Genomic DNA, 12,483 nt, shown 5'->3' with positions numbered 1-12,483 from the left:
AAATTATTTTTTAAGTTTACGCTGACGGTCAAATATCCCCTGCAAACCGTCCTGTAACCACTCAAAATATGAGGGATCTTCTTCCTGAGCTGCCTGCTTTAGCAGAATTGAAGTCGGATGTAATAATTTCTGAGTGAGACGATGGGAAAAGTTTTGCAGGACTTCAGCCGCATCTTTTCCAGCCTGCAAATGCTCCAGCGCCAACTGCAACTCATATTCAGTCAAGTGCTGGCCCTGTTCACGATAAGCAGCGATAGTACTGCCAGCCTGCTGGACCTTTTGATGGGTAATAAGCTGGGTCGCCAGCTGGTTAACCATAATTTCAGCTTCAACCGCAGCCTGACGTCGCTGGGCAAGGTTCTCGTCAATAACACTTTGCAGGTCATCAACGCCATACAGATATACACCATCTAGTGACGCGACTTTTGGCTCAATATCACGCGGAACAGCCAGATCTACCATTAACATCTGCTGGTAGCGCCGTTTTTTTAATGCTGTTTTCACATCACGATAAGAAATTACCTGATACAGGCTGCCTGTACAGCTTGAGATTACATCAGCACGGTACAAGTTACTGGCCAGTTCCGAAAATTCCAGAATTTCGACCTCTACCTGATGAGCAATCTCCTGCGCCAAATTCTCTGCCCGCTCGCGACTACGATTACAGATCAGGATTTTACCTACACCCATTTCAGCTAGGTGTTTAGCTACTAAACTGTTCATCTCTCCAGCAGCCACAACCATTACAGTCAACTCTTGTGGCTGGCTAAAGACCTGCAGGGCAAGCTGAGCAACTGCATAACCCATAGAGACTGCATGACTACCTACAGCAGTTTCTGAACGTACACGTTTAGCTGCATAGAAGGCATATTCAAAAATGCGGTTTAGTGCCGGTGAAACCATATGGGCTTCTTTTGCAATCGACAGTGCCTGTTTTACTTGACCCAGAATCTGCGGTTCACCCAGCATTAAAGAGTCTAAACCGCTGGCAACACGCATCAAGTGAGTAATCGCCTGAGCATCTTCATAACGGTAAGTATGTTTGATGAGCTGATTGACATCTAAACCATTTGCATGGGCGAGCCAGTCCAATACCATATCAGCATGCTCTGCCATGGCATAGACTTCTGTTCGGTTACAGGTCGAGACCACCACCATATCATTCAAGACAGGATGCTGACTTTGCTTGGCAAATAAAGCGTTTAACCGCTCAGGGTTAAAAGCGATCTGTTCTCGCAACTCTACAGAAGCAGTTTGATGGTTGACCCCTAATGCAAAGAAAGACATATCAGATCATCATTTCACTAAATTTATGTTATTGTGCAACATCGGTGTCATAAAAAGCATTAGCTGGATCAATAAAAATTGCGTCAAATCAATAGCCGACTATCCGGCATGACTATACGGCGATATTCTACCACAGTCTTACTGGTAGGTAGCATAGCCTCGACCGCTCATCTTAGGGCATCGGGCGATATTTATCATGAAAATTCTAACTATAATGCCTTAAAACAAAGCATGATTGCCGAATTTGCACTCGCTTACGGTGATATTCCTACTGCGTTGCATAACTATACTGTACTGGCCATTAAAAGTAATTCAACCACTATCAAACAGCGTGCCCTGAATGTTGCCCTCGAACAGAATGATCTGAAAGCAGCCTTAGACATCGCGACACACTGGGTGGTTCACGAACCTCAAGATGTCCCGGCTTTATTTTATCTGGCCCATATTTCTCTGAAAGCGCATGAATATGAGCTTGCCGCCGATACCCTGAATAAAATTCTTAATATTGATCCAAATGCTGATCTGGAACAGATTCTGGCAGGGATTGCCCCAGAGCTTCCAGAAGATCGCGAGATACTTTTAAATGCCTTACGTAGCAGTAAGGAAAAAAATAATCCTTCTATTCTGGTTTTAATCGCTGGTCTGGAAGCACAAAATGGTCAGCTAGAGCAGGCTTTAGTGACTATCAATCAGGCACTGCGCAAGCGGCCCAAAGTTACTGGTTTTATTCTGATGAAGGCCAACCTGTTAATGGCTCAGAATGACCAGCTAGCAGCCCAGCAATGGCTGGAAAAATCAAGCCGTAAACAGAAATATAATTTGGATATCCGGCTGGCAGAGGTCCGCTTTCTGGTCAAATCCAATCAGGCCGAATCAGCCTTAAAAAAGCTTCAAGGTATTTTAAAACAGTGGCCAGATGCTGAAGAGGCATTATTTATTGCCGGATTAACCAGTATTGACCTCAAACAATATGAGCAGGCAGAAAAATATCTGGTAGAGCTACGTTATTCTGATCAGTATCAGAATGAGGCTTATTACTATTTGGCAGTAAATGCCGAGCGGAAACAGCATTACGAAACAGCGAAAGCTTATTATCGTCTGGTGGACGGTAGTCTATACACTGTATCACGACGGAATCTGGTCACTATTTTTGAAAAGCAAAACCAGCTGAATGATGCCTTGCGTTTTCTTACTCAGGAACGTGTCAATTATCCACAGCATGCCAGTTTTTTATACCAGGTTCAGGCAGAAATCTTGAAAAAGACGGGAAATAAAAAAGCAGCGCTGGCCTTACTTGATGAAGCAGTTAAAAACCTGCCAGATGACCCGGAGCTGATCTATGCCCAAGTCTTATTGCTTGATCCTTTTCAAGACCGGGAAAAACTGGACCAGACACTCAAACATTTGCTGGAAATAGAACCAAACAGTCCAACTTACCTGAATGCATATGCTTACACTCTCGCTCTGCAAAACCGGCGTCTAAATGAAGCGCGCCAGTATGCAGAGCATGCACTTGAGTATGCGCCGGAACAAGCCTCAATACTCGACACACTCGGGTACGTCTGCATATTGCAAAATGATTATGATACTGCCGTCCGGGTACTGGCCAAGGCCTACAGCCTAAGTCAGAACCTGAAAATTGGCGTACGCTACGCTAAAGCACTTTATATGCAGGGTTCACTCACAAAATTTAGTGAAGTGTTAAAACAGCTTAAACAAAAATATCATAATGATCCGCAATTGGATCAGTTAGATGCGTTATTGTTACCTCAACAATTTAAATAGAGTTAAACTTTCATGCGTTCTTTTTCTAAACTGGGACTCGCTTTGTGCGCTACGGCAACTCTGGCTTTTACCGGCTGTCAGCAATATACCCAACCTCAAAATCCGGTTAACACCCAGCCAGAAAACAATCAATTTAATCTGCAGGGAAAAATTGGGGTAAAAACTCCCAAGCAGTCAGGGAGTGCATTTTTTAACTGGGAACAGCAGCAGGATAATTTCGATATTGAACTGACGGGCATCTTAGGCGTAGGCAAAACACAAATTCAAGGCCGTCCGGGAGAAGTCACACTGAATAGTGCAAAGACAGGTCTGATTCGCGCAACAACACCTGAAGAGCTACTGGAACGTGCTACTGGATGGCAGGCACCGATTACTCACCTCGTACACTGGGTCCAAGGCAGACCGGCAAGCTTGAATGCTAAAATTAAAAAAGATGAACAGCAACGGATCAGTACCATTCAGGAACAGGACTGGAATGTCGAATTAAGCTATAATGGCAATGCCCAACAACCCAATAAACTGATTTTAAAACAGTCACTTGATAATGGCCAAGAAAACCGTATTACAATGCTGATCCAGAATCGCTAATCTGTTTTCAGCTGTGGTATTTAGTATGATCCGAGTTCCCTCACCCGCTAAACTTAATCTGTTTTTACATATTACAGGTCGTCGTGAAAATGGCTACCATGAGTTACAGAGTATTTTTCAACTAATTGACCTATATGACTGGTTGGAATTTGAAGTCAACATGACTGGAAAAATTCACATTGAAGGTCTAGGTAATGTACAGCTTGAACAGAATCTAATCTACAAAGCTGCATTATTACTTAAATCACACACTAAAAATTCTTCTGGTGTACAGATCAAAATTGAGAAAAATATTCCGATGGGTGCAGGATTAGGTGGGGGATCATCCAATGCTGCCACTACACTGATTATATTAAATCAGCTCTGGGATTGCGGTTTAACAATTGAACAGTTGGCTGAATATGGTGCACATCTTGGAGCGGATGTACCTGTTTTTGTATATGGTCACAACGCTTGGGCAGAAGGAATTGGAGAACAGTTAAGTTTCATTAACTTAGAACCGAAACAATACATAGTGCTCAAACCTGACTGTTTTATCAGCACTCAACTGCTTTTTTCACAAAAAACATTGACAAGAAATACGAAGCCCACTACATTTTGCGCCTATCAGTTAAAGCCATCTGCTTTCGGAAATAACTTTGAGCCACTGGCCAGAGGTTTATATCCAGAGGTTGATGAAGCCATGCGTTATCTCGATCAATTCGGTACTGCACGGCTTACAGGTACAGGTGCTTGTGTTTTCACTGAACTGACTTCTGACATGAAGCCAGACGATATTTTAAAGAATGCACCATGTAAAGCTTACCTGGTTCATAGTTTAGATGAGTCTCCATTATGTCAGTTGAAAGTAAATTGATAGGGGCGTCGCCAAGTGGTAAGGCAGCGGGTTTTGATCTCGCCATCCGTTGGTTCGAATCCAGCCGCCCCTGCCATCAATTTTACCTGTAGATGTTTGTATTAGGGGCGTCGCCAAGTGGTAAGGCAGCGGGTTTTGATCTCGCCATCCGTTGGTTCGAATCCAGCCGCCCCTGCCATCAATACAATCATCCATTTTAGGGGCGTCGCCAAGTGGTAAGGCAGCGGGTTTTGATCTCGCCATCCGTTGGTTCGAATCCAGCCGCCCCTGCCATTTTCCTGTAAAAAGATAGAACGTTCATTTGCAAGTTCGTGTTAATTTACCTTGACATAACCATGCAAAAATATTAAAGTTCTGCCGCATTAGGGGTATCGCCAAGTGGTAAGGCAGCGGGTTTTGATCCCGCCATTCGTTGGTTCGAATCCAGCTACCCCTGCCATCTCATTCCATACATGCCAACCGCCAAGGGTGCTTCATGCCCAATCTTGTCGTTTTTAGTGGAAACGCTCATCCACAATTCGCTCAAAAAGTCGTAAGCCATTTACACATTCCGCTGGGAGCTGCTTCTGTAGGCCGTTTCTCTGATGGTGAAATTGCAGTAGAAATTACTGAAAATGTACGTGGTAAAGACGTCTTTATTGTTCAGCCTACCTGTGCACCGACCAACGATAACCTGATGGAAATTCTGGTTATGGCTGATTCATTGCGCCGTGCAAGTGCTGGTCGTATTACTGCTGTCATTCCTTACTTCGGTTATGCTCGTCAAGACCGTCGTCCACGTTCTGCTCGTGTGCCTATTACTGCTAAAGTCGTTGCTGACATGCTCACCACTGTCGGTATAGACCGTGTAGTGATGATTGACCTGCATGCCGACCAGATCCAGGGTTTCTTCGATATTCCTGTAGATAATATCTATGGTACCCCTGCACTGCTTGCTGATCTTCGTCAACAGTCACATCATAACCTGATGGTGGTTTCACCTGACGTAGGTGGTGTTGTACGTGCACGCGCAGTTGCAAAACAGATGGGTGATATCGATCTGGCTATTATTGACAAGCGTCGTCAAAAAGCCAATGAATCACAGGTAATGCATCTGATTGGTGATGTAAAAGACCGTGATTGTGTCATTGTTGATGACATGGTTGATACTGCTGGTACGCTTTGTAAAGCAGCTGATGCATTGAAAACTTTCGGTGCCCGTAAAGTGGTTGCTTATGCAACTCACCCAGTATTATCTGGTAAGGCACTTGAAAACCTGAAGAACTCTGTGATTGATGAGCTGGTCGTATGTGACACAATTCCTCTTTCACAAGAAGCACTTGAGCTTGGCAAAATTCGTCAGGTATCGGTAGCTAGCATGGTTGCTGAAACAATTCGTCGTATCAATAACGAAGAATCTATTAGCGCAATGTTCGATAGTTACTTATAATAGCGCAGATTTTTTATAAACCCTGGCATAAGCTGGGGTTTTCTATTCACCAGACTGGTCGCAAGTCTGGTTTAACTTAAACTCAATGAGGAATATCTCATGGCTAATTTTACATTAAACGCTCAAGCGCGTGCTGCAGATGTACAAGGGAAAGGTGCGAGCCGCCGCCTTCGTCACGCTGCTCAACTTCCAGCAATCATCTATGGTGGTGATGCTGAACCTGTAGCAATTACCCTAGAACTTCGTCAGCTTGTAAAAGCTTTAGAAAACAATGCTTTTTTTGAAGAAGTTATTGAAATTGTTGTAGGCGACAAAACTGAAAGCGTAAAAATTCAAGCGCTTCAGCGTCACCCAGCTAAAAATACACCTATGCACGCTGATTTCAAACGCGCATAAGTGCTAAAAGGCAAAATTAGTGTCTAACATTTCACTGATTATTGGTTTGGGCAACCCAGGTACTGAGTATGCCCAAACCCGCCACAATGCCGGCTTCTGGTTTGTCGAACGTCTGGCAGAACAATATGGCATTACTCTTAAAAATGATCCTAAATTCCATGGAATTAGCGGTCGTGGTCAAATCGAAGGACAAGATATCCGACTCTTGTTACCCACTACATTTATGAACCGTTCGGGGCAGAGTGTGGTACCCTTCGCAAAATTCTATCAAATTAATCCCCAGTCAATGCTAGTAGCACATGACGAACTCGATATGAATCCTGGTATTATCCGGCTGAAAACAGGTGGCGGCCACGGCGGACATAACGGGCTTCGGGACATTACTCCGCATACCGGTCCTGATTTTCATCGTTTGCGTATTGGTATTGGGCATCCAGGTTCTAAAGAGCGTGTTTCAGGACATGTCCTCAGCAAAGCCCCGCGCAGTGAGCAAGAGCTTATGGATGATGCGATTAGCCATGCATTAAGTAAAATCAAGTTACTGGTCAATGGTGAAATACAGCAGGCCATGAACCAGATTAATGCTTACAAACCGGGCTGATAAAAACCTGCATTACTGAATAATCCATCTTGCCTTGACGCTTATTTAAGAGCAAAATGCGCAGCAGTTGCTTTATTGCACTCTGTATCAAGTGATTGATTTAACCCTAAGACCTATCTTGGTCGACCAAGGAGACGCTAGCCATGCTATCTCGTTTATTAAAATGCAAAATTCATCGTGCGGTAGTAACTCATGCTGAACTTCATTATGAAGGTTCTTGTGCAATTGATGGCGTTCTGATGGATCTAGCTGGCATCCGCGAATATGAAGAAATCCATGTATGGAACGTAACTAATGGCAAACGCTTTGCCACTTATGCAATTCGTGGTGAAGAAAACTCAGGGATTATCTCTGTAAATGGCGGTGCAGCTCATCAGGCAGATGTTGGAGATTTAGTCATCATTGCCACCTTTGGTGATTTTACCGAAGTTGAAGCCAATGCGCATAAACCGCGTCTCGTCTATGCCAACCCTGACAATACGGTAAATCATACTGCTAACTGCATACCGGTTCAGGTCGCTTAAAGTAAAAAAGATAATCTTAAAAAGCCCATGTATGGGCTTTTTTATATTTATAGCTGCACTTTACAGAAAAAGTATCTTAAATTTCATACAGTAATAACGTACCCAAAAGGCATTTAGACTAATTTATTCTAAATATAGAACCGATCGTTCTATAGAAAAACATGATTATTCACTTAAAATTGCATTATAATTGAGCTACATCGCTTCAGGGCGGGGTGAAATTCCCCACCGGTGGTAAAGTTGTTTCAATATAAAATCAGCAAGCCCACGAGCGTATTACCTATTTAAAGTACTACGCAGATTTGGTGCAATTCCAAAGCCGACGGTATAGTCCGGATGAAAGAAGACGAGATTACCCTTATGTATATTTATATAGGGGTCGTTATATATTTCATATCTGTCCTGAAATGTTCCACTGTATTTTCATTTACGTGAGCGTTTCATATGTCTAGTTTAATTCAACCCGAACTGTTTTTTTCCGCTTTATCTCCTGCTGAGCAACGTATTCAGCAAGCTCTAGAAGATATTCGCCAGGGTAAGCCTGTACTGGTTATGGATGATTTTGACCGGGAAAATGAAGCTGATCTGATTGTAGCTGCTGAAACTCTCAATGTTGAAACCATGGCTCGCATGATTCGCGATGGTTCTGGCATCGTCTGTTTATGTCTTACCGAACAAGCTGCAGATCACTTAGAACTTTCGCCAATGGTGAAGCACAATTCCAGCCATTTCCATACTGCTTTTACAGTAACTATTGAAGCAGCTCAGGGGGTAACGACTGGCGTTTCAGCAAAAGACCGGGTAACTACTATTCATGCTGCAATTAAAGACGGCGCTGTGGCAAGTGATTTAAATCGTCCCGGCCATGTTTTTCCCTTGCGCGCACGAGATGGCGGTGTGCTGGTTCGTCGCGGACATACCGAAGGTAGTATAGATCTGGCACGTATGGCTGGCCTTAAACCGGCAGGGGTGTTATGTGAGCTGACCAATCCTGACGGAACTATGGCTACAGGTATTCAGGTACTGGCATATGCCCAGACTCATCACCTTACCGTAATTACCATAGAAGAGCTGGTTCAATACCGCATGCAACATCAAATCTAAAACTTAACAGACTTTTAGAATAGCCTCTCAGGAGGCTTACTCATCATCTTCCATATACAGCAGATTTTGTCGTATATCCCCTGCCCGCAACCAAGCCAGTTCATAACTGGCTTTAGCCAAAGCCAATACTTTTTGCTCAAATAGTTGCCATAATGGTTTAATTTGGTCAGTACTGATACCCAAACCACTCTCTTCAGCCAGATTCTTATTTTTTTCACAGATTTTAAGTGCATGGTATAACTTGCGTCCCTGACTCGCATTTTCCAGCAGACGTACCCGTTTTGATAAAACGAACTCCTCAACTTGTGCCAGCTGGGCCATCGGGAGCATAGGTACTAAAATCTGGTCCAGCTGGGCATCGAGTCGTTGCCACACTGCCATACGCTCTTCAACTGTATACGTATTCCACTGGATCACTTCATGATTAAAACGCCGGCACCCCCGACAGACCTGATCACCAAATACAGTTGAACAACGTCCAGCACACGGTGTCAGGGATGGGATACGGCGTTCAGTATTCAAGACAGGCTCCTTTCAATAAAAACCATAACAGCCATATGGTTTTCTCGCTTCTTCATAAAATTCGCGCTAAAATACGCGCCTTAATTTCCTATCTTAATACATTTGGAGTCTTCCATGAACGCTACTGTAGAACAGCTTGCACCTGTAGAACAGCAAGCGACCACTGACTGGGTTGTTGCCGCACTATATCAATTTAAAGAAGTTCAAGATCCAGCCGATCTTCAGCAGCGTCTTCTTGATCTGGTGCAAGCTATGAACCTATGTGGGACTCTTATTGTAGCAGGAGAAGGTATTAACGGGACTGTAGCAGGCGACCGCAATGCTATTGATACTCTTCATCAGTTTTTGCTGGGCGAAGGGTTTAACGAAATGGAATATAAAGAGTCCCATAGTGCTGACAAACCATTTCGTAAAATGAAAATCAAGCTAAAAAAAGAAATCGTAACGCTCGGTGTACCGGTAAAACCACGTGACCTGGTCGGCCATTATCTTGACCCGAAAGAATGGAATGAACTCATTGCACGCGATGATGTAATTCTGATTGATACACGAAACGACTATGAGTATAAGGCGGGTACATTTAAGGGCGCAATTGACCCTAAAACTGAAACCTTCCGTGAATTTCCCGAGTACGTAAAAAAGAACCTTGAACAGTATAAAGACAAAAAAATTGCGATGTTCTGTACAGGGGGCATTCGATGTGAAAAATCAACTTCATTACTTTTACAAGAAGGTTTCAATGAGGTTTACCATCTCAAAGGCGGTATTTTAAAATACCTAGAAGAAACACCACCGGAAGAAAGTCTCTGGGAAGGTGAATGTTTTGTCTTTGATGGGCGTACTGCTGTTACTCATGGCGTGGAAGAAGGACAGCACAGTAAATGCCATGCATGTGGATGGCCATTAACGCCTGAAGAAATTGAACTGCACAGCTATGAACATGGCGTATCTTGCAAGTACTGTATAGATAAAACAACAGAAAAACAGAAGGCAGGTTTCCGTATGCGTCAGTCTCAAATTGCTGCAGCAAAACGTAAACGTCTATAATTCTTTAATGTAATCTATATGTTAAAAACCGCATTAGTTTTGATGCGGTTTTTACGTTTTATCACATTCACTCGCAAACCCGCTATAGTTTTCTACATTTTCACTATCTGAAGCTTATTGTATTGCTCATTGATCTTGCTAATCTACACACTGTTAGATTTTGTTACCTTCTATTCACCATAAAAAATTTATAAGTCTATAGATATTACTCTTATAGGCAAATATGTGAATAAAACCATTCAGATTCATTTGCAGGAAGGCCAGATTTATGGAAATTAGTGAGCATACTGAATATCCAGCTTCTTCAAGCATCCATTCTTTACAGTCTAATCAGATTCAGGCTGAGCTAGAAAAACAACCCCATATTTTTATAGTCTTATTAGGTGCAATGATCGGTATCATCTTTGCGCTGTTTATTGCCTATCATTTGAAAGGAATGTTTCTTTCCTTACTCTGTATTGGTACGCTGCCTTTGTGTTTTGCCTACTTCTTGCGAAAAGTCTATATTCATACTTTAGTCAATTATCAGGAATAAACTCATCTACTTACATGATTTAGACAGAATAAAATAAAAGATTGGTTTTCACTGCAAAGTATAAATACCTAAACTGAATGACGTGAGCTGATCTATGAATCTTGATGAGTGGGTTATTTCAATCATGGAACAGTTAGGCTATCTGGGAATAGCCTTACTGATGTTTCTGGACAACATTTTTCCTCCTATCCCTTCTGAAGTTATTATGCCGTCTGCCGGTTATGTGGCGTCAAAAGGTGAATTGCTTTTAGTGGGTATCATTATTGCTGGTAGCTGTGGTTCATTACTGGCAGCGGCCCTACTCTACTGGATTGGCAGAAAAATTCCTCAGGACAGACTGCTTGATCTGGTAGACCGGTACGGTAAATATCTTTTCATCAAGAGAGCTGATGTTATTAAAGCCTTGAAATGGTTTGAACATTATGGGCATCGGATTGTATTCTTGGGTCGCATGGTACCTGCCGTACGCTCACTGATCAGCATTCCCGCAGGTATGAGCCGAATGCCATTCTGGAAGTTCATGCTTTATAGCGGGCTGGGCACAGTGATCTGGACGACATTTCTTGCATGTGTGGGTTTCTATCTGGGTGAAAATCAGGACAAGATGCATGCGCTGATGAGTAATGTCGGCAATATGGTCTTGGCTATTGTTGTGATTATTGCACTCTGTTTTGTATTTAAGTGCTACTGGAAGAAAAAACATTTCTCTTAGCAGCATTTTTTATCATAGCCGAACTTTCACAGCTGTAATTTTAGTCTGCTAAATTTTGACGAAATTCCCTGTGAATTATAACTATACTCATGATAATTATCTGATTCTGGCAAAAAACTATAAAAAAACACCCTGCATGAGGGTGTTTTTCTTTAAGAGAAACTATTCTGGCGTATGGTACATCAGATAGAGTTCATTGAGATTCTCTGGAATTTCCTCTGCCAATTCATCCATCAACTGGCCATTACGACGGAAAGATTCCATCTGCGGATCTTCTTCATCAACGCCACTGAACACCATAATCGGCAAGGTTAAGTCTACCAACTGATCTTCAAACTCTGGCGTAAACCAGGCTTCCTCATTTAAGAACATGGCATCGACAAAACCAACTGACCAGTCGCCCAAGCTGGATTCTACATCAGCTTCCTCAATTTCAAAGGGAAACTCGATACCCTCTTCATTGGCAAGATTTTGCTGAAGTGAAGTCAACCAGAGCTTGATTTGGGTAATAATTTCTGCTGGCACTTTCTTGTGATTATTATCAAACAGCTCTTCAAGCCAGCGATCAAACTTCGGGCCAACCGCAATAGCACATAAAAAACCGTGAGTTGCTGCAAAATCTAGACCATACTCATTTTGGTCACCATCTAGATACTCGCTCAACAGGTCTAAATCTAAAGCACTCATCTTGAATCCAAATTAATAAATTAAGCCTAGAATAGCATTTCTCGACGGGATGCCCAATCGGGTTTATTCGTCATCGTCGAGATCATCGTCATCAAAGTCGTAATCAAAATCTTTCAGTTCTCGTTCCAGGCGACGTTGAGCTAGCAGGTCATCGATCAGACGACGTTTTTCCAATGATTCTTTTGCGCTGATTTTACTCGACGCCTCATCAAAGCTGACATCATCATCACCGTAGTTATCATCTAATTCAAAATCTGTAGAAGACACTAAAACTACCTCGTAGTAGAAAAATGTGAATGGGCCTAGGCGCTATTTATCTTTCTTCATTTTAATTGTCAAGATTTATTTGTTTTTTTTGAGAATTCCAGTTAAATAACTCTTTTTTTTAACGGCAAAATTGTGTATTTATG

Annotated in this window: 15 protein-coding genes, 4 tRNA genes and 1 riboswitch; of the genes, 15 read left to right on the top strand and 4 right to left on the bottom strand. The window is 42.6% G+C overall.

Annotated elements, in window-relative coordinates; translation table 11 throughout:
* Positions 1–3: 3 nt before the first annotated feature.
* The gene (gene hemA, locus ABZP31_RS03475) at positions 4–1,287 is read right to left on the bottom strand and encodes a glutamyl-tRNA reductase (RefSeq protein WP_248134353.1); all 1,284 of its coding nucleotides are present in this window, start codon (positions 1,285–1,287) and stop codon (positions 4–6) included.
* Positions 1,288–1,365: 78 nt separating this feature from the next.
* On the opposite strand from hemA, the gene ABZP31_RS03470 reads away from it, so the two are divergent.
* The 12 genes from ABZP31_RS03470 (at position 1,366) to ribB (ending at position 8,570) form a co-directional block, all read left to right on the top strand.
* On the top strand, positions 1,366–3,072 hold the full coding sequence (locus ABZP31_RS03470; RefSeq protein WP_248134355.1) for a tetratricopeptide repeat protein: 1,707 nt from the start codon (positions 1,366–1,368) through the stop codon (positions 3,070–3,072).
* Between the two features lie 12 nt (positions 3,073–3,084).
* Positions 3,085–3,660, top strand: a complete 576-nt coding sequence (gene lolB / locus ABZP31_RS03465; RefSeq protein ID WP_111280597.1) for a lipoprotein insertase outer membrane protein LolB — start codon at positions 3,085–3,087, stop codon at positions 3,658–3,660.
* A 25-nt stretch (positions 3,661–3,685) separates the two neighbouring features.
* Complete coding sequence (gene ispE / locus ABZP31_RS03460; RefSeq protein ID WP_248134357.1) at positions 3,686–4,516, top strand: 4-(cytidine 5'-diphospho)-2-C-methyl-D-erythritol kinase; 831 nt, start codon at positions 3,686–3,688, stop codon at positions 4,514–4,516.
* Position 4,517: 1 nt separating this feature from the next.
* Positions 4,518–4,592: transfer RNA gene (locus tag ABZP31_RS03455), tRNA-Gln, on the top strand.
* A gap of 27 nt (positions 4,593–4,619) precedes the next feature.
* Positions 4,620–4,694: transfer RNA gene (locus ABZP31_RS03450), tRNA-Gln, on the top strand.
* A gap of 20 nt (positions 4,695–4,714) precedes the next feature.
* Positions 4,715–4,789, top strand: a tRNA-Gln gene (locus ABZP31_RS03445).
* Between the two features lie 91 nt (positions 4,790–4,880).
* Positions 4,881–4,955 (top strand) — tRNA-Gln (locus ABZP31_RS03440).
* Between the two features lie 36 nt (positions 4,956–4,991).
* Positions 4,992–5,945: a ribose-phosphate pyrophosphokinase gene (locus ABZP31_RS03435; RefSeq protein WP_005015785.1), complete on the top strand. Its 954-nt coding sequence runs from the start codon at positions 4,992–4,994 to the stop codon at positions 5,943–5,945.
* 99 nt (positions 5,946–6,044) lie between these two features.
* Complete coding sequence (gene rplY, locus ABZP31_RS03430; RefSeq protein WP_005015793.1) at positions 6,045–6,341, top strand: 50S ribosomal protein L25; 297 nt, start codon at positions 6,045–6,047, stop codon at positions 6,339–6,341.
* A 19-nt stretch (positions 6,342–6,360) separates the two neighbouring features.
* Positions 6,361–6,942: an aminoacyl-tRNA hydrolase gene (gene pth / locus ABZP31_RS03425; protein WP_111280595.1), complete on the top strand. Its 582-nt coding sequence runs from the start codon at positions 6,361–6,363 to the stop codon at positions 6,940–6,942.
* Between the two features lie 143 nt (positions 6,943–7,085).
* A complete protein-coding gene (panD, locus tag ABZP31_RS03420; RefSeq protein ID WP_005015800.1) occupies positions 7,086–7,466 on the top strand; it encodes an aspartate 1-decarboxylase in 381 nt (126 codons plus the stop codon).
* Between the two features lie 198 nt (positions 7,467–7,664).
* Positions 7,665–7,818: riboswitch (FMN riboswitch) on the top strand.
* Positions 7,819–7,910: 92 nt separating this feature from the next.
* The gene (gene ribB / locus ABZP31_RS03415) at positions 7,911–8,570 is read left to right on the top strand and encodes a 3,4-dihydroxy-2-butanone-4-phosphate synthase (RefSeq protein ID WP_005024979.1); all 660 of its coding nucleotides are present in this window, start codon (positions 7,911–7,913) and stop codon (positions 8,568–8,570) included.
* 36 nt (positions 8,571–8,606) lie between these two features.
* On the opposite strand, the gene ABZP31_RS03410 is transcribed toward ribB, so the two are convergent.
* Positions 8,607–9,092 carry a DUF1289 domain-containing protein gene (locus ABZP31_RS03410; RefSeq protein ID WP_248134359.1) on the bottom strand — a complete coding sequence of 162 codons (486 nt, stop codon included), beginning with the start codon at positions 9,090–9,092 and terminating at the stop codon, positions 8,607–8,609.
* Positions 9,093–9,206: 114 nt separating this feature from the next.
* On the opposite strand from ABZP31_RS03410, the gene ABZP31_RS03405 reads away from it, so the two are divergent.
* The 3 genes from ABZP31_RS03405 (at position 9,207) to ABZP31_RS03395 (ending at position 11,386) form a co-directional block, all read left to right on the top strand.
* Positions 9,207–10,139, top strand: a complete 933-nt coding sequence (locus tag ABZP31_RS03405) for a rhodanese-related sulfurtransferase (RefSeq protein ID WP_248134361.1) — start codon at positions 9,207–9,209, stop codon at positions 10,137–10,139.
* 268 nt (positions 10,140–10,407) lie between these two features.
* The gene (locus ABZP31_RS03400) at positions 10,408–10,674 is read left to right on the top strand and encodes a hypothetical protein (protein WP_026444506.1); all 267 of its coding nucleotides are present in this window, start codon (positions 10,408–10,410) and stop codon (positions 10,672–10,674) included.
* A 94-nt stretch (positions 10,675–10,768) separates the two neighbouring features.
* Positions 10,769–11,386 carry a DedA family protein gene (locus tag ABZP31_RS03395; protein ID WP_026444505.1) on the top strand — a complete coding sequence of 206 codons (618 nt, stop codon included), beginning with the start codon at positions 10,769–10,771 and terminating at the stop codon, positions 11,384–11,386.
* Positions 11,387–11,548: 162 nt separating this feature from the next.
* Here the strand turns inward: ABZP31_RS03395 and ABZP31_RS03390 are convergent, their stop codons facing one another.
* Positions 11,549–12,073 (bottom strand): YecA family protein, encoded by a 525-nt coding sequence (locus ABZP31_RS03390; RefSeq protein ID WP_005015821.1) that lies wholly within the window; start codon positions 12,071–12,073, stop codon positions 11,549–11,551.
* Positions 12,074–12,136: 63 nt separating this feature from the next.
* On the bottom strand, positions 12,137–12,340 hold the full coding sequence (locus tag ABZP31_RS03385) for a PA3496 family putative envelope integrity protein (protein WP_005015822.1): 204 nt from the start codon (positions 12,338–12,340) through the stop codon (positions 12,137–12,139).
* Positions 12,341–12,483: the final 143 nt, after the last annotated feature.

Source organism: Acinetobacter sp. FL, assembly GCF_040744925.1.
GTDB lineage: Bacteria > Pseudomonadota > Gammaproteobacteria > Pseudomonadales > Moraxellaceae > Acinetobacter > Acinetobacter radioresistens.
The sequence above is the reverse complement of the archived record's forward strand: the minus strand, read 5'-3'. Positions and strand labels throughout refer to the sequence as shown.

Coding starts and splice junctions, on each gene's coding strand:
- panD (WP_005015800.1), top strand. CDS start 7,086: ATGCTATCTCGTTTATTAAAATGCAAAATTCATCGTGCGGTAGTAACT.
- lolB (WP_111280597.1), top strand. CDS start 3,085: ATGCGTTCTTTTTCTAAACTGGGACTCGCTTTGTGCGCTACGGCAACT.
- ABZP31_RS03405 (WP_248134361.1), top strand. CDS start 9,207: ATGAACGCTACTGTAGAACAGCTTGCACCTGTAGAACAGCAAGCGACC.
- ABZP31_RS03435 (WP_005015785.1), top strand. CDS start 4,992: ATGCCCAATCTTGTCGTTTTTAGTGGAAACGCTCATCCACAATTCGCT.
- ABZP31_RS03400 (WP_026444506.1), top strand. CDS start 10,408: ATGGAAATTAGTGAGCATACTGAATATCCAGCTTCTTCAAGCATCCAT.
- ribB (WP_005024979.1), top strand. CDS start 7,911: ATGTCTAGTTTAATTCAACCCGAACTGTTTTTTTCCGCTTTATCTCCT.
- ispE (WP_248134357.1), top strand. CDS start 3,686: ATGATCCGAGTTCCCTCACCCGCTAAACTTAATCTGTTTTTACATATT.
- ABZP31_RS03390 (WP_005015821.1), bottom strand. CDS start 12,073: ATGAGTGCTTTAGATTTAGACCTGTTGAGCGAGTATCTAGATGGTGAC.
- rplY (WP_005015793.1), top strand. CDS start 6,045: ATGGCTAATTTTACATTAAACGCTCAAGCGCGTGCTGCAGATGTACAA.
- hemA (WP_248134353.1), bottom strand. CDS start 1,287: ATGTCTTTCTTTGCATTAGGGGTCAACCATCAAACTGCTTCTGTAGAG.
- ABZP31_RS03395 (WP_026444505.1), top strand. CDS start 10,769: ATGAATCTTGATGAGTGGGTTATTTCAATCATGGAACAGTTAGGCTAT.